13 protein-coding genes and 1 pseudogene are annotated in these 16,235 nt (G+C 43.2%); 12 read left to right on the forward strand and 2 right to left on the reverse strand.

The window, feature by feature from the left end; translation table 11 throughout:
* The first annotated feature begins 9 nt into the window (after nt 1-9).
* The 4 genes from ONT18_RS11475 to ONT18_RS11490 all read left to right on the forward strand — a co-directional run bounded on the left by ONT18_RS11475 (nt 10) and on the right by ONT18_RS11490 (nt 4,175).
* A complete protein-coding gene (locus ONT18_RS11475) occupies nt 10-1,221 on the forward strand; it encodes a site-specific integrase (protein ID WP_118034277.1) in 1,212 nt (403 codons plus the stop codon).
* Nucleotides 1,218-1,580, forward strand: coding sequence for a hypothetical protein (locus ONT18_RS11480; RefSeq protein ID WP_264905686.1), 363 nt, complete (start codon nt 1,218-1,220; stop codon nt 1,578-1,580). The genes ONT18_RS11475 and ONT18_RS11480 overlap by 4 nt, the downstream gene beginning before the upstream one ends.
* Nucleotides 1,581-1,809: 229 nt before the next feature.
* Entirely contained in the window at nt 1,810-2,862 is a 1,053-nt protein-coding gene (locus ONT18_RS11485) for an IS110 family transposase (protein ID WP_007896891.1), read from the forward strand.
* A 266-nt stretch (nt 2,863-3,128) separates the two neighbouring features.
* On the forward strand, nt 3,129-4,175 hold the full coding sequence (locus ONT18_RS11490) for an IS110 family transposase (RefSeq protein ID WP_007896893.1): 1,047 nt from the start codon (nt 3,129-3,131) through the stop codon (nt 4,173-4,175).
* Nucleotides 4,176-4,569: 394 nt separating this feature from the next.
* On the opposite strand, the gene ONT18_RS11495 is transcribed toward ONT18_RS11490, so the two are convergent.
* Both ONT18_RS11495 and ONT18_RS11500 read right to left on the reverse strand, forming a co-directional pair.
* A complete protein-coding gene (locus ONT18_RS11495) occupies nt 4,570-4,878 on the reverse strand; it encodes a helix-turn-helix domain-containing protein (RefSeq protein WP_008145366.1) in 309 nt (102 codons plus the stop codon).
* An 82-nt stretch (nt 4,879-4,960) separates the two neighbouring features.
* Nucleotides 4,961-5,272, reverse strand: coding sequence for a helix-turn-helix domain-containing protein (locus ONT18_RS11500; protein ID WP_008628599.1), 312 nt, complete (start codon nt 5,270-5,272; stop codon nt 4,961-4,963).
* 397 nt (nt 5,273-5,669) lie between these two features.
* Between ONT18_RS11500 and ONT18_RS11505 the strand changes: the two genes are divergently transcribed.
* From ONT18_RS11505 to ONT18_RS11540, 8 genes and pseudogenes are all read left to right on the forward strand, one after another.
* Nucleotides 5,670-6,149: a DUF3408 domain-containing protein gene (locus tag ONT18_RS11505; protein WP_153093595.1), complete on the forward strand. Its 480-nt coding sequence runs from the start codon at nt 5,670-5,672 to the stop codon at nt 6,147-6,149.
* Nucleotides 6,150-6,333: 184 nt separating this feature from the next.
* A complete protein-coding gene (locus tag ONT18_RS11510) occupies nt 6,334-6,747 on the forward strand; it encodes a MobC family plasmid mobilization relaxosome protein (RefSeq protein ID WP_264905688.1) in 414 nt (137 codons plus the stop codon).
* Nucleotides 6,744-7,694, forward strand: coding sequence for a relaxase/mobilization nuclease domain-containing protein (locus tag ONT18_RS11515; RefSeq protein WP_264905690.1), 951 nt, complete (start codon nt 6,744-6,746; stop codon nt 7,692-7,694). Before ONT18_RS11510 ends, ONT18_RS11515 begins: the two co-directional genes overlap by 4 nt.
* A gap of 32 nt (nt 7,695-7,726) precedes the next feature.
* Nucleotides 7,727-8,482: a hypothetical protein gene (locus tag ONT18_RS11520; protein WP_264905691.1), complete on the forward strand. Its 756-nt coding sequence runs from the start codon at nt 7,727-7,729 to the stop codon at nt 8,480-8,482.
* A gap of 180 nt (nt 8,483-8,662) precedes the next feature.
* Nucleotides 8,663-10,756, forward strand: coding sequence for an outer membrane beta-barrel protein (locus tag ONT18_RS11525; protein ID WP_264905692.1), 2,094 nt, complete (start codon nt 8,663-8,665; stop codon nt 10,754-10,756).
* A gap of 267 nt (nt 10,757-11,023) precedes the next feature.
* A complete protein-coding gene (locus ONT18_RS11530; protein ID WP_264905694.1) occupies nt 11,024-13,138 on the forward strand; it encodes a TonB-dependent receptor domain-containing protein in 2,115 nt (704 codons plus the stop codon).
* Between the two features lie 26 nt (nt 13,139-13,164).
* Nucleotides 13,165-15,366: pseudogene (locus ONT18_RS11535) on the forward strand (peptidase domain-containing ABC transporter).
* Between the two features lie 12 nt (nt 15,367-15,378).
* Nucleotides 15,379-15,849 carry a hypothetical protein gene (locus ONT18_RS11540; protein WP_256624845.1) on the forward strand — a complete coding sequence of 157 codons (471 nt, stop codon included), beginning with the start codon at nt 15,379-15,381 and terminating at the stop codon, nt 15,847-15,849.
* Nucleotides 15,850-16,235 lie beyond the last annotated feature (386 nt).

Genomic DNA, 16,235 nt, shown 5'->3' on the forward strand with positions numbered 1-16,235 from the left:
ACAACAACTATGAGCAGAAGTACATTTTCAATTTTGCCTTACATCAACAGACAGAAGGTGAAGGCAGACGGAACAGCCAACATACTTTGCCGCATCACCGTTGACGGCAAAAGTGCAGCCATTTCCACAGGCATATCCTGTACCCCACAGGAGTGGAACGCCAAGAAGGGAGAGGTACGGAACGCAAGGGACAACGGACGATTGGCAAGTTTCCTTGCTGAGGTCAAGGATAAATACAACTCACTTCTTACCACCAACGGCATCATCACCGTGGAAATGCTGAAGGCTGTGTTGAAGGACAAGGACACGACAGGAAGGTTCTTGCTGAACTTTGGTGATACCATCGTGGAATGGTATCGAACCTCAAAAGCCAGACAAACCTTTCTGCACAAGCGGACATGGCAGAAGAACCTGAGAGCCTTTGTCCATTCGTTGGATAAGGACGACATCGCCTTTGAGGACATAGACGAGAATTTCGGGGAGGAATACAAGCTATTCCTGAAACGAGACCAGGGACGTATCGACAGCTACGTGAACCATTGCCTTCTCTGGCTGAACATGTTGATGTACAAGGCAGTGGACAGGAGCATTATCCGCTTCAATCCCATAGCCAAGATAGGGTATGAGAAGAAGGCAGCCCCGAAGATGACCCATATCAGCAAGGCAGACTTCATCAAGATGCTCTCTACCCCGATGGCTGACGAGCGAACGGAGCTTGCACGCAGATGTTTCATTTTTGCCTCGCTCACCTCCTTATCCTATATAGATGTAAAGAAACTGTACCCTCACCATATCAGTGAGAACTCCGATGGCAGGAAGTTCATCCGCAAGGAAAGAGAGAAGACAGGCGTGGAGTTCTTCGTGCCGCTCCATCCGATAGCCGAGAAGATTCTTTCGCTCTACAATACCACGGACGACAGCAAGCCTGTTTTTCCACTGGGTGAGAAGAAAGACATCTATCTTGATGTGCATACCCTTGGAATGGTGCTTGGCATAAGTAATAAGTTGGGATTCCACGCCAGCCGCCATACATTCGGAGTCTTGATGCTCAACGAGGACATTCCCATCGGCAGCATAGCCAAGATGATGGGACACGCAGACATTACAAGCACACAGGTCTATGCGCAGGTGACGGAGCAGAAGATTTCAAATGACATGGATAAGCTTATTGCCAAGCGAGAAAGGAACAGATTATCGAACGAAAAAACTATTGGAAAATGAACAGAGGAGTTATAACTATCAGCGAGAGCGGAACGGTATCCATGCCGACCGATACTGTATGGATGACCATGCAGGAGATTGCCGACATGTATAATATATTCGGCTGTTATGTGCGCAAGGCTGTCAAGGCTGTATTCAAGGACGGCATTCTGAAAGAGCAGGGTGTACGCCGTCATGTCAGGAAGAACGACCGCATCAGCTATGATGTGTATAGCCTTGAACTCGTCATTGCGGTAGCCTTCCGTATTGACAGCATTGAGAGCAGAGCCTTTCGGGAGTTCATCATGCAGTCCGTCATCGGCAGGAAGACAAGCCACACTAAACTGGTCTGTATCTTTACAGAGAACACAATGGCATAGACCTGCCATAAAGCAACGTTCCTTGGAGGCTTTGCGCCTCCAGCCACTTGGGCGAACCACCGCAGTGTTTTAGCTTTTACCTTTGCACCCAGGAATCAAGTTAGGATATTTGGTTAATGGGTGTTAAGGTGAACTATCTTTCTTTCAAGGTATGCCCTTTCTCATGTCATAGTCCTTATATAATCCAGCCAACTTTCTTGATTCCATTTAACTATTAAATGTCAAAATTATGGATAAAGAACTTTACATAGGCGTGGATGTCTCAAAGCAGACTCTCGACCTTGCTTATTATGACGGAGAAAGCATTGATTGGAAGAAAGCCCATATAAAGGTGAGCAACAACAATGCAGGTTTCAAGAAAATTGGTTCATGGGTGGCAAAGGTAAGCAAGGGGTTTGATATAGTCTTGTTCTGTATGGAATATACAGGACTTTACACCCAAAACTTTAGACTGTGGTTGGAAGAGAAACATTATATTTATAGGATGGTGGAACCTCGCAAGATGCATCGCTTTGAGCCAGACTTGGATGATGGACTGCGTTCGCTCGACCGCATCAAGACTGACGAGCTTGATTCTTTCCGCATAGCCATTTACTGTGAGCAGAACCACAGAAAGATTCTTCGCAACCCATCAAAACTTCCTTCTCCTGTATATTTTAAGTTGAAGAGGCTTTTGGCGGAACGCAAGCAGACAGTCAAGCAGTCAGTCCTTTACAAGCAGCAGCTTCATGATATATGTGCGTATGACACAGATTTGTCTGTGGAACGTAAGAATGGGCAACTTAAAACGCTCAATGATGCACTTAAAGGCATAGACAATGAAATTGACATGTACATAAAAGAAGATGCGGACATCAGCAAGAACTTTTCCCTGCTGACATCAATACCTGGTATTGGGCGTGTTGTCGCACTTGAAACCATTGTCTTGACCGAAAACTTCATGGCAATAGATAACCCACGTAAATACGCTTGCTATATTGGTGTCGCTCCTTTCAAGAAAGAATCTGGTACATCTGTGAGAAAAGGCTCGTCAGTCTCTAAGAAAGGTTTTAAACAGGCAAAGGCAGATTTGTCCATTGCCTGTTTGGTTTGCATGCAGCACATTCCGAACATCAGAGATTACTGGGAACGCAAGAGAAAGGAGAAATGCAGTGGAATAGTGTTTAATGCAATCAAGTTTAAGATGATACTCCGTATGTTTGCCGTTATAAAACGAGGTACTCCGTATGTGGAGACGGACAATTATCGAAATGGGAAAAACAAGCAACCAGGAGTGAACTAACAGTGTTTTAAGACCATCACTATACCATGATAGAGTCTCTTGGTTGCTTTTGGCACTACCTTTGCGAGGAATCCTCAAAAGGAAGGAACTCCAGACAGAGGTAGTGAACTTTTTAATCTTAGGCAAAGCCCTTTCCCTTGATATAGTCTCCTCTGCCCGAAATGTCAGACTCAGTGCCTTTTAGGGAATTAGCTGTCCGTCCCAGCTTTTAAAAGATTTGGCTTATCCTGACATAGAGAGTTCCTTTCGTAAAGCGGTGCAAAGATATGAAAAATAAATCATTTGTAGGCATTGACATCTCTAAAAATGTCATAGATGTATCTATATTTCGTGAGGACACCAACATCAAAATGTTCCCTCATGAGGTGTTCAACAACACTCGCAAGGGATTTGGCGATATGTGCTCATGGCTCAAAAAGAGCCGTGTGGTACTTTCCCAAGCCCTGTTTGGCATGGAATTTACAGGTTGCTACTCCTTGGACTTGGAAAAATTCCTCACGTCCAAGAATTACTCTTTCTGTATGCTTAGTACACGTATAGTAAAACATCATCCTATGGGGACAATAGATAAGCGAGACAAGAATGACTCTGCAAAGATAGCTGACTTCCTCTATCGTTATGATGGCACGGAATGTGCCAAGCCATACAAGTTGCCAAGCAAGGCTATGCAACAATTGAAGCAACTTGTCAATGAGCGTAAGTTCCTTGTGGAGCAACGGACAAACTTTATGAACCGAATGCAGATGTTTGAAACGAAAGAGGATTCTGCCATGTATGAGAGCTACATTAAAAAGCTCAATCATGACATTGAGAAGATAGATCAGGAAGAGTGTGAATTAATGTCCAAGGAGGAAGATGTCTTTGACACTTTTCAGAATCTGTTGACGATACCAGGAATTGGTTTTGTCAATGCAACAAACATAATTGCCATCACACGAAACTTTACCGCTTTTGACACAGCTCGGCAATATGCGAGATATGTTGGCGTAGCTCCATGCAGTCACACTTCTGGTACCAGTGTGAAATGGCGTGCCCGACCTTCCGCACACTGTAACGGTCAAGTGAAAGCTGACCTGTCTATGGCGGCATTGAGAGCTGTTGAGTACGATGTGGAAATGCAAATGTTTTATAATCGAAAGTTAGGAGGCAGAAAAGATTCTGATACTAAGCGTAAGGCATTGAATGCCGTCAAGTTTAAGCTCATTTGCAGAATGTTTGCCATAGGCAAGCAAAAGAGAAAATGGGAAGTGTTGAACACCTCTGACGACAGAAAGAACTTACATATTGAAAAGTCCAAAGCAAGTGAACTATGACAATGTACCATTGTCTCTTATAGTCTTGTGAGGACAGATACGGATAACTAATTAGGAATCGAGCAAAAAGCTATTAAAAGAAAGAGTTCCGTATCGTTTTTTTTGTAACAGAAAAGTCAAAAAATGTCTTCTTCTGCTACAGGGGTAGGTATGACTATATGCTTTCTGGGGGCTATTTTGCTTATTTTAACACAAAAAAGCTCTCAAAAATTTGGTGATGTCTTAGGAATCATAGTATTAGATTTTATACAGACCATACGGAGAACACCCGGCAAACACGACCAACTCGGTATAGCCAATAAAACGAGGCGACAACCTATAACAACCACGCTCGGTAAGTTATACGTTGTCGCCTTGTTCATTTCACCCCACTCATCAAGGACATGTATTTCTCCTACAAGCCCTTCATTCTGTACGCCTCACGATAGTTAGCCATCAGAATCTTCTGAATGTCGGACTCGCGGTAGAGTATCTTTCCGCCAAGCTGGATATACGGGATGACACCGTTGTTTCGGTAGTCCTGCAGGGTTCTTCGGCTCAGTTGCAGCCTGGCACAAAGCTCCTTGTCCGTCATGAAGCGCTCACCGCCAAGCATGGGGCGGTAGTTCATCACGGCACGTTCAAAATTGTCAACCATTCGGTTGAGGTGGTTCACGATGTGGTTCATCCACTCGCTGTTTCTTGTCATTACTTCATTGCTCATAGTTGTCTCGTTTTATTGTTGATACTTACGTTACTCGGTTTACTTGCTGCATTGGATAAAGTGGCTGTTGTATATTGACAGCCTAACCTGTGCGCTTGCGAAAGCGCATGTCCTTTTTCCTGTCCTCCACTACTGCTACGATAGCCATCACGTCCTCCGGCTTGTAGTAGGTCTTGTGGCTGATTTGCGTATAAGCCAAAGTTCCGTTGTCCCGAAGCGTCTGCACTGTCCGTGGGCAGATGTTGAGCGTCTGACACACGTCCTGCGTGTCGAGCCACTTGTTCATGGTCTTGTCCTCACTGCGCTCACGGATTCTGTCCATGCGCTTCACGAAGTTCTCCAACTGGGCATCAAGATAGTTGAATGCCTCTTCCTCGAATACGATGAATCCCATACTTTTCTTTTTTCTAAGTTAATACTATGTTATATGTCGCAAAGCTCCACGCATATGCTGTGCTCCACGTTTGTGAGTGCAAAGATAAGGCACGGCAATCTAAAAACAAGCGTTTTCAATTTCTGTGGCAGTATGTTGCCGGGGTTTGCCGACTTCAACGCCAAAAACAACAAGAAAAACTTGCACGACTGCAACGAATACATGAACAATGATGAGTTGAGAAATACGTTGAAGTTCTCACAACTATCTCGGTATGCAAATAAGCAAGCCACAACTAAATTGCCACGTTACACCCAATCAGTTGCATGGCTGCACTCAGTACACTTACTTTGCACCCGACAATCGGTCAATGGTGCAAACCGTGACCACTATACTAACAAATAAAACAGCATAAGCTATGGCAAGAACAAAAGAAACGAAAATGTCTCCTGAACAGCAGGAGAAAATGACACAGGAGGTGATGGCTTCGCTTCACCCATCCACTTATGGTAAAGACTATGCCCAAAAACATAGCTCTTTCTTTGAAGAGGTGGAGAACTCCGATTTAGAAGTTGTGACAGAGAATGTGGCTGCAACAACCTCCAACATGGAGGACGAGCTTACGAACGAGGTTCAATCGCCACCGAATCCGCAGAAGCGCATCAGTGGCAAGCAGCGCAAGGCGACATTAGAGGAGTATCAGCAGACCTTCCTCCAAGTTCCAAGGATTGACGACCGCAAGCCAGTCTTCGTCAGTTCCGATGTACGAGACCGTCTTGATCGTGTCGTCCGCATCCTCGGAGGAAGGCGCATGAGCGTATCGGGCATCATCGAGAACATCGTGCGCCACCACCTAAGCCTTTATGAAGAGGACTTCGAGGCTTGGCGCAAATTGTGAGAATTAAGGTCTGCGACCTTGGACGTGGATAGCTGAAAGGCAGTAGTTCCAACTAACGTGTTATGAGAGGGAGCGAGGTTATGTTTTGGGAACCCCAAAACGCCTCGCTCCACCATGAGGGTGGAGGAATTTAGCTCCCAACGGTCGCAGAAAGTGAGTGTACCAACTGTAAACAGTGTATCGAATGACAAACGTACAGGAACAAGACAAGAGAAAGGGCGGAAGACCGCCCACGGGCAGGGTTCGCAAGCTGTCGAAGTCTGTCACGGTGAAGTTCTCGAAGCCAAGCTACGAGGCATTGAGACTGAGGGCGAGAAAAGCCAACCGCAAGTTGGCGGAGTACATCCGTGAGTCCGCCTTGAACGGCGAGGTGGTGAGCGGACACAACACAGAGACGGTTGCCATTGCCAAGAACCTCATCGGTATGGCTAACAATCTCAACCAACTTACCAAGCTGTCGCATCAGAGAGGTTTCCATGAAACCCATGTATATGTGGTGGACTTGTTGAGAAGATTAAAAGAAATCCTTGGCGAGTATCGCCAAGCAAGTCCAAAATCGAAGCCATGCGGAATAGGCAGAAAGGAGGATGCCACATGATAGGCAAGCTAAAGAAGGGCAGCTCATTTGCTGGTTGCATCCGCTATGTTACAGGCAAGGACGAGGCGAAAATCCTTGCCTCTGATGGTGTGTTACTCGGCACGAATACCGAGATGAAGCAAAGTTTCGAGCTACAAAGGCAACTAAATCCAAGGATTAAGAAGCCTGTGGGGCACATAGCTTTGAGCTTCAAGCCCGAGGACAAGCCACGTTTGACGAATGAATTCATGGCTAAGATAGCCCTTGAATACATGCAGATGATGGGGATAAAAGATACTCAATTCATCATCGTAAGGCATCACAACACCGACAATCCACATTGTCATATCGTGTATAACCGCATCAATAACGAGGGCAAGCTCATATCAGACAGGAATGATTACAGGCGTAATGAGCAAGTGACCAAGGCTCTTAAATCCAAGTATGGATTTACCTACGGAACGGACAAGAGCAAGACTAACACTCGCAAATTGCGCAATGCGGAGCGTGCCAAATACGAGATTCACAATGCTGTAAAGAGCGCATTGAGAATGGCAGATAGCTGGGACGAGTTCAAAAGTGAACTTGCAAAACGAGGTGTTCACTTAGAGTTTGTCTATAAGGATAAGGAGCAAACCAAGGTTCAAGGCATCCGTTTCTGCAAGGATGGATATAGCTTCAAGGGTACGCAGATTAGCCGAGAATACAGCTTTGTCAGGTTGGATGCAAGACTTGGCACAGAGTATAATCGTGTATCGCCAAGAGCCGAATCTATGCAGGGAGGACAACTAAGTTGTCACCAAGTAGAACAGACTCAACCAACGGCAGAACATACCCAAGACCCTTGGAGTGGTATTTCTTCCATCGGCTTGTTCGCTCCGTCTAATGCCCAAACTTATGAGCCATTCCCAGAGGATGAATCCGCCAAGAAGAAAAAGAGAAAACGCAGAAAGGGCTTCAGCCTTTGATGCAAGTTACAAACTTAAAATTAGAATCGAACATGAAAGAAGAACTATTGGAAGCCATCTATGGCACAGTTGAGAGATTGGAGCAGAAAGTCGATGAACTTTCTGCCTCCACAAAGAACGCAGGAGCGGAAACCGTTCCTGCAAGTAATGACATAACCAAGTTGGAGAAATCAATCATTGCTATGTTTGGCAAGGAAGAGGAAGTCAGAGGTAAAATATCCAAATTAAGAGATGCCATTGTTGTTTTTGTTGACCTTATCAAGGCTGAACTCGGCAAAAATGAGCAGCGAAGCAAGCTCTTGGTTGATGCTGTCAAGCAGATGAGACAAGAGAATGATGTTTTCTCGAAGGCATTGCAAGACAAACTTGAAGTGATGAACAAATCACCTCAAAAGAAGGTTGTAACCCATCGCTTCGAGCCAATCTCAAAGAATATTCTTCTTTTCATAGGTGGCTTGGCTCTATCTCTTGTCATTTCCATTTGGGGCAATCTCACCCAATGGCGAGAGCACCAAGATTGGGAGGAGGCAGATTTGAAGTATAGGGCATTGAAAATGGTTCTTCCATCTGATGACCCGAATATTCGCTACATCGAAAAGCATTTCAATGTGCAACGAGATGAAGATGTGATATACAAGCTCAGAACCAGAGTTGATGTTTATGAAGATTCTGTCTATCAACACCATAAAATGGTTGAGGTAGCATCATATAAAGATAGTATAGCAAGACAACTTATTGATGAATCAAATAGGATAAAAATGCAGATAAACAGTAAGAAAAGTAAATGAAAGCGTTATTTTTGTATTATTATGCAAAGTGTAAGCACGTATAACATTGTTTAATGTGATTTAAATATCCTCCTAAAATTATGTTGTTTCAAAAAGTGTTTATACCTTTGCAATCGGAATACAAAATGAGGCAAATAATTGCAGTTTGCTTTCGTTTTGGTGCAATTAAAAAGATAAAATATGGTCAACAAGATATTTCTTTTAGGATTATTTCTGCTTTCTGTTGCCAACGTGAAAGCTCAAACTCTGACGCATACAGATTCGCTCACAATGGAGAATATGATGCACAACCTCCCAGAAGTAATGGTAAAAGGTTCTCGCCCTATTGTCAAGGCAGAGCGGGGTAAGCTATCGTACAATATGCCGTTGCTATTGAAGCAGTTGCCTGCCGACAACGCTTACGAGGCATTGACACGCATACCAGGCATCAGCGATGCTACTGGCAGCATATCTTTTTCGGGCAATGAGGTGACGCTGATTGTCAACGGACAAGCCACCACATTGTCGCAGGAACAACTGACAGAGCGTCTGAAGGCAATGCCAGCCGCACAGTTGGCAAAAGCCGAGGTGATGCTGTCTGCCCCTGCCCGCTATCATGTGCGTGGCATGGCTATCAACATCGTTACGAAAGACTACGCCGGAACCAATCAGCTTTCGGGGCAGGTCATTGGCGGCATGAAGCAAAGCAAATACGCCAAAGGTTTTGGCGATTTATATCTTTCCTTGCAAAGAGGCAAGTTTGGACTTGACGCACAATATAAATATGTAAACGGCAATTCATACGGTGAATCTTCACGCATAGCCAATCATCCACTTGGCAACAATCGTGTTTATTATAATGACGAAACAGGACAGAAGTCGTTTGGCATTACACACAACTACCGACTGGGGATGAATTATGCTTTCAGTAAGAACCATCGTCTCGACGTTGCCTATACAGGACACTGGGACAAGAGGTGCTCAAACAGCAACACCACAGGATCGAGCATTAGCGGAATGCATCATGACAGTCATGAGTATCTGCACAATGTAGATGTTAACTATTCGCTTCCTTTCGGACTCACCCTTAACGGTTCGTACACCTACTATCGCACGCCTCAGCAACAAGCCCTCGACGGCACGATGCATACGGATGAAAGCATGCTGGAAACAGAACGCAACCTGACAAGCGGCAGTGAGCAGACCATCAACAAATGGATGTTCACGGCCGACCAAACCCATTCGTTGGCACACGGCTGGGGATTGTCGTATGGTGTGAAAGGGCAATTCACAAGCAACAAAAGTTATCAGACCACAATAGATAAGGATGGAACCATCCAGCCCAATGGGACAAGTAGCGTGGACAACAATGAGCGGATATGGAACATATATGCTGGTTTCAGCAAGCAGATAAACAAGGCAATTAGTGTAGAGGCATCTGTTGCTGCCGAGCAATACCACTCTCCGATATGGGATAAATGGCGCGTGTATCCTACGCTCAATGCTTTGTGGAACGTCAACGACAACCATTTGCTCAATCTATCATTCAGCTCCAATTCGGAGTTCCCGAGTTATTGGTCGACCATGAGTAACGTTTTCTATTCTTCAACATACTCAGAGATACATGGCAATCCCGACTTGAAACCCTTCTCTTATTATAACGTCAACCTGATGTGGCAGATAAAGCGACGTTATATGCTGATGGCTTTTGCAAGTCTGAAGCCCGACTATTTCGTACAGTTGCCATATCAGACCACAGAACGCATGGCTGTGATAATGAAGGAAACCAACTTCGACTATTCCAATAGTTATGGATTGCAGGCGTCAGTCATATTCAATGCAGGCAAATGGCTCAATGGCAATGTGTTTGCTGTAGGAACCTACAAGCACGACAAGAGCAGTAATTTCTTCGACTTGCCATTCAATCGCAAGAAACTCTCTGTTATACTTGGAGGTACAGCATCTGTAAAACTATGCAACACTCAAGACTTGCGCCTCATACTCAACCCTTTCTTTCAGTCGAAAGCCATACAAGGAGTCTACGACATAAGTCCTGTCTTCAGGATGAATGCCAAACTGCAATGGTCGTCGCATGATGGTAAATGGGGATTGCGCCTTAATGGCAGCAACATCTTCAACAACCTATACGACACACGTTCCGTGCAAGGCAACCAAGACTACCGAATGAAGATAAACTATAACTGGGCGTCTGTCACCTTTGCAGTTATCTATAAGTTTGGTGGCTACAAGGAGAAGAACGTAAAGGCTGTAGATACATCAAGAATGGGACATTAAGACGCAAAGGCAGATAAAATACTGATAAAAACAAAAAGGTAGTATTCTTTGTCTTAATGTAGCATTTCAACAGAGAATAGTCTTGTTCCTGTATGTTTGTCATTTAACTGAAGTTTCGCATGTGGGGAAGTTAGGGAAGTTAAGGGACAAATGTCCTATGTTTAAGCTAGAAGACTATTGATAGAGATATAATACGAAAATATGGCTCACAAAAATGGTATTACCCAGATGTAAAATGTCCTTATAATAACCAAAAGTAAGGACGAAATGATTTATTTAGAGATGAGAAGACTTTTATTTTTTTTATTTCATTTGGCTTGGGCACAAATCGTTCTAGCTCAGACTGGTATCGCTGACCAACATTTCGGAAAGGATACTTTGCAATTAAGGGAGGTTGTTGTTAGAGCAACCCGCCCTTTAGCAAAGTTGAACAGCGAAGGCTTTGTGACAGAAGTTAAAGGTACCGTTTTGGAAAATCTTGGTTTTGCAAAAGATGTTATGGGTATGTTGCCTGGGGTACTAAATAATAATGGTTCCATTGAAGTTTTTGGCAAGGGAAAACCAGTTTTCTATATCAATGGACATATTGTCCGCAATAATATAGAAGTTGAGCAATTGAAGGCTAACCAAATAGATAAGATAACAGTTATAACGAATCCAAGTTCACGTTATGCTTCAACCGTAGGTTCCATCATAAAGATAACAACCATTAAAAAGGTTGGGGATGGTTTCTCCTTTGATAACATTGCTACTTTTGGTTGTCGTAATTATATGTATGGCAAAGACAATTTGGACTTGAACTATAGAATTGACAATTTGGATGTTTTTGGAACGTTGGGATTTGAGAAAGGCAAGAATACGAACTCTAGCAAAAATGTTCAGAATTCATGGCTCTCGTCACATCATCAGCAGAATACGACTATGAAATCGACACAGCACTCAAAGTTGATTGATGGTAAATGGGGATTTGATTTTTCCTCGTCTCCAAAACTCTCATTTGGCGCATTTTACCAAGTGTCTTATGCTCCAATAAAGACCAATTCGAGCATTATGTCATCATTATATTCTGATGATGTAATTGAAAGTGAGACTTCTGCATACAAGGATATCAAATTAAGAGATTTGGAACATTTGTTAGATGGATATTGCCATGGGGTTTGGGGAAAATGGAATTTGGAAATGACTTTTGATTTAATGTGGAAAAAAACACATGAAAATCAAAACGTTATAGAGCAAACCGGCATCAATCAGGATTTCGGAATAAAAGATGTTGGGCATGCTAGGTTTATGGCAACGGAATTATATGTGTCACACCCATTTCTTAAAGGTAATTTTAGCTTTGGAGTAGATTTCACCAATAGTAGCCGTGAGGAAAATTCAGAAAGTGAAAATAGCATTATGGCAGGCGAGAACAATAAAATACAGGAGCTTAACATGGCATATTACGTTGAAACTATGCAGCATCTAGGCAATGTAACATTCCGTATCGGTGGCAGGTATGAGCATGTGAACAGTGAATATTTTATAGGTGGCAGAAAAAATCACGAACAGTCACATGTTTATGATAAGTTTTTTCCGACTGCTTCATTGTCTCTGCCCATTGGAAAAACTATGGTGCAGCTGAGCTATTCTAAGCAATGCTATCGTCCATTGTACTCTCAGTTGAGCAACACGGTTCACTATGTTAACAAATATCTCTATCAAAGTGGAAATCCGTATTTGCAACCATCCTATAGCGACAACATCTCTTTGAATTTGAGGTATCGCTGGCTGGCATTAACTGCTAATTATAAAAAGGTGCAAAACCAAATAATAACATCATATACATATTATGATGATGCGAAGACTATTGCTTTGCTTAAAAAGGAAAATTCTAGAAACAGTCTGTCTAACTTACAGATAATGGCTTCTTTTATGCCCGGATTCCTTTGGAGATGCTATTATCCCGTATTGGCATGTGGTGTTGTCTCGCAATTTTACAAGATTGATTACAGAGGAAATATAAAGCACGTGGACAATCCTTTGGTTGTAGTTAAGTTCAATAATATTTTCAAATTCCATAACAACTATATGGCGACAGTAAATTACAGTTGGCGTAGTGAGGGAAATAGTGAGAATATTAAGATGGGGAGTGTTGGACAGATAAATCTTTCTTTGGCTAAGGACTTATCTAAAAAATGGAATGTCAAGTTGTCTGCAAATGACATCTTTAATACTGCCCGCAAAAATACTTTTACCATTTTCAGCGGAATGAATGATGTCTATCTTGAAAAGGCTGCGTCTGTAAGGGCAGTGGAATGTATCGTAAGATATAAGTTTAATACAGTTAAAACAAAATATAAAGGTAAAGGGGCAGGGAAAAAGGAAATGGATAGATTGTAACTGTTTAAAAGTAAGTCATACGAAGAATGGAACGTTTTCCTATAATTTACCAGCATGATTCTATGCAATGCGGAATAGCCTGCTTGCAAATGGTATGCAAATATTTCGGCAGAGAATACTCTTTGGATTCTCTATCGAAACTTTGTTTTGCTACTACGGAAGGAGTCTCTCTGTTAGGTATCAATGAGGCAGCAAACACACTTGGCTTGCGTACTACATGCGCTAGAGCTACAACTATGGTGCTAGGTGAAGTCCCTTTGCCTTGTATCCTTCATTGGAACCAAAATCACTTTGTTGTCTTGTATAAAGTCAAGAAAGAAAAGAACTTCTATGTAGCAGACCCAGGGAAGGGATTGGTTGTTTATACGTTAGAGGAGTTCAAGCAACATTGGATAAGCACGAACTTCAATGGTGAAGACAAGGGCATTGCTATGTTCTTGGAAACCACTCCTGTTTTCTTTACTTATAAGATGCAAGGTGAAGAGAACATCAAAGAGAAGCGGTCTTTCCGCTTTCTCTTTGGATATGTGAAGAAATACCGCAAGTATTTCGGACAAATCATCTTGGGCTTGTTAGTTGGAAGTCTCTTGCAACTAGTTCTGCCATTACTTACCCAATCAATCGTGGATGTCGGCATCAAGAACCAAGACATCGGCTTTGTCTGGCTTATATTGTTGGGACAGTTGATGCTTACAATCAGCAGAACGGCAATCGACTTTATCCGCAGATGGCTTTTGCTTCACATTTCTCTGCGTATTAACATTTCATTGGTTAGTGACTTCTTTATCAAGCTCTTGAAGCTACCGATGTCTTTCTTTGACACGAAGCTCATGGGCGACTTGATGCAGAGGATGAACGATCATAGCCGTGTGAATAATTTCCTAACACAGCAGACGCTCAACATCACCTTTGCCATGCTTACTTTCGTGGTATTCTCGGTGGTGCTGTTCTTCTACAATAAGTTGGTGTTTGCCATCTTCTTGTTGGGAAGCATCCTCTATGGCGCATGGATGACCTTGTTTTTGAAGCGAAGAAAGGTACTCGACTATGAATTGTTTGAGCAGCAAGCTATTAACAACAACAAGACCTACGAGTTCATCACTTCCATGCAGGAAATCAAGTTGCAGGATTGTGAGCAGCGCAGAAGATAGGAATGGGAGGACACGCAAGCAGACTTGTTTGGAGTGCAGATGAAATCACTCAAACTCCAACAGACACAGGAGGCAGGAAGTATCTTTATCAACGAGGTGAAGAACATCATCATCACGGTAGTGGCTGCAACCGCCGTGATTCATGGGCAAATGACACTTGGTATGATGCTCGCTGTGCAATACATCATCGGTCAACTCAACTCGCCTGTGGAGCAACTGATGAATTTCTTCTATTCCCTGCAAGATGTGAAGATTAGCTTGGAGCGAATCAACGAGATTCACCAGATGGATGATGAGAATGGAAAGGAAGGCTTGCTAACTTCTATTGAAGATAAGAATGAGGGCATTGACATCAAGAACATCATGTTCAAGTACGACCCACATGCTTTGCGCAAAACCATAGACGATGTGAGCATTCACATTCCGCAAGGTAAGGTAACAGCCATCGTTGGCGCATCTGGCAGTGGAAAGACCACCCTCATCCGTTTGATGCTTGGTTATTATCCTGTCTTGGAGGGAACAATCAACATTGGAAATACTGACATCAACAAACTCAACAAAAAGTGGTGGCGCAGACAATGTGGTGTTGTCATGCAGGATGGTGTTATCTTCTCGGAGAGTATCGCAAGAAACATTGCTGTTGATGATGGCGATATAGATAAGGAAAGGTTGTTGAAAGCTGCCGAGATAACTTGCATCAAGGATTACGTGATGGCTTTGCCTCTGAAGTTCAACACCAAGATTGGGCGTGATGGCGTGGGACTGAGCCAAGGACAGAAACAGCGTATCTTGATAGCAAGGGCGGTGTATAAGAATCCCGACTACATCTTCCTTGACGAGGCGACCAACTCGCTCGATGCCAACAATGAGAGAAGCATCGTAGAGAACTTGGATAAGTTCTACAAAGGAAAGACGGTTGTGATTGTGGCTCATCGCCTAAGCACTGTGAAGAATGCCGACCAAATCGTGGTCATCGACCAAGGAAAGGTGGTTGAGATAGGCAACCATGAGTCTTTGACCGCCAAGCGAGGGGCATACTATAATCTTGTGAAGAATCAGTTGGAATTGGGAAACTAAAAAGCGTTTGATATGGAACAAAAAGAATCAGATAATATCGAATTGAGAAGCGAGAAGGTGAGGAACGTGATAGGCAAGGTTCCTCCTCGCCTCGTCAGCTTGGGAACGGTTGTCATTACGATAATAGTCCTCGCCCTCGCAGTTGCTTTCTACAAGATACCTTATCCTATATCCATAGAGGCTAATGGTGAGGTCGTCAATCAAAGAACGATGCAGGTGTTTGTACCATACAAGTATTTGTATCTTTTCGATGAGCCAAGGACGGCTCATGTTTCTTTTGAGGGCAACGACAATACATCTTATAACTGCAACATTGTAAGCCATAAAGTCAAGCTCATACATAGGGAAGATGGCAACTATTTTATGGCAATAGCCACAATGAGCACACAGGGGCAAAATACTCCTATACTGCAAAAGTATATGAAAGCTGATGTGAGAATCATCGTCAGCAACAGAACGTTATGGCAGCAGGTTTTCGGATAAGCTATGTCCGAATACAGCTGTTTGTTTTTGGATGCATATTGTGTTGCTAAGCATCAGATTTTACAAAAAAAGTTCTAAATTCCATAAATTTCTCCTAGCGAATTATGGCATATTTAGAAAATTGTCGTATCTTTGTCCCCGAATTAAGGCGTTCTTTGCATATTGCAAAATACAGAAACGAGCAGAAGTCCGCTCGTTTCCATATTGTTACCTATATAATATAGGCAAACGACCAACTTCTTGATTTTCAATCAAAGTCCAATTTAGAGCGAGTTAGGTTTTTTAACAGGTTTCAGATTGAAAGCGTGCTGAAAATCGCGCCTTATCACACGCTGAAATTTGGTGGTATCGGGAAATTGGCGTATCTTTGCATCGTGATTCAAGAA

It is taken from the genome of Segatella copri (assembly GCF_026015295.1).
Classification (GTDB): domain Bacteria; phylum Bacteroidota; class Bacteroidia; order Bacteroidales; family Bacteroidaceae; genus Prevotella; species Prevotella copri_C.

What these genes read in the sequence shown, in the direction of transcription:
- ONT18_RS11475 (WP_118034277.1), top strand. Translation starts at nt 10, where the DNA reads ATGAGCAGAAGTACATTTTCAATTTTGCCTTACATCAACAGACAGAAG.
- ONT18_RS11480 (WP_264905686.1), top strand. Translation starts at nt 1,218, where the DNA reads ATGAACAGAGGAGTTATAACTATCAGCGAGAGCGGAACGGTATCCATG.
- ONT18_RS11485 (WP_007896891.1), top strand. Translation starts at nt 1,810, where the DNA reads ATGGATAAAGAACTTTACATAGGCGTGGATGTCTCAAAGCAGACTCTC.
- ONT18_RS11490 (WP_007896893.1), top strand. Translation starts at nt 3,129, where the DNA reads ATGAAAAATAAATCATTTGTAGGCATTGACATCTCTAAAAATGTCATA.
- ONT18_RS11495 (WP_008145366.1), bottom strand. Translation starts at nt 4,878, where the DNA reads ATGAGCAATGAAGTAATGACAAGAAACAGCGAGTGGATGAACCACATC.
- ONT18_RS11500 (WP_008628599.1), bottom strand. Translation starts at nt 5,272, where the DNA reads ATGGGATTCATCGTATTCGAGGAAGAGGCATTCAACTATCTTGATGCC.
- ONT18_RS11505 (WP_153093595.1), top strand. Translation starts at nt 5,670, where the DNA reads ATGGCAAGAACAAAAGAAACGAAAATGTCTCCTGAACAGCAGGAGAAA.
- ONT18_RS11510 (WP_264905688.1), top strand. Translation starts at nt 6,334, where the DNA reads ATGACAAACGTACAGGAACAAGACAAGAGAAAGGGCGGAAGACCGCCC.
- ONT18_RS11515 (WP_264905690.1), top strand. Translation starts at nt 6,744, where the DNA reads ATGATAGGCAAGCTAAAGAAGGGCAGCTCATTTGCTGGTTGCATCCGC.
- ONT18_RS11520 (WP_264905691.1), top strand. Translation starts at nt 7,727, where the DNA reads ATGAAAGAAGAACTATTGGAAGCCATCTATGGCACAGTTGAGAGATTG.
- ONT18_RS11525 (WP_264905692.1), top strand. Translation starts at nt 8,663, where the DNA reads ATGGTCAACAAGATATTTCTTTTAGGATTATTTCTGCTTTCTGTTGCC.
- ONT18_RS11530 (WP_264905694.1), top strand. Translation starts at nt 11,024, where the DNA reads ATGATTTATTTAGAGATGAGAAGACTTTTATTTTTTTTATTTCATTTG.
- ONT18_RS11540 (WP_256624845.1), top strand. Translation starts at nt 15,379, where the DNA reads ATGGAACAAAAAGAATCAGATAATATCGAATTGAGAAGCGAGAAGGTG.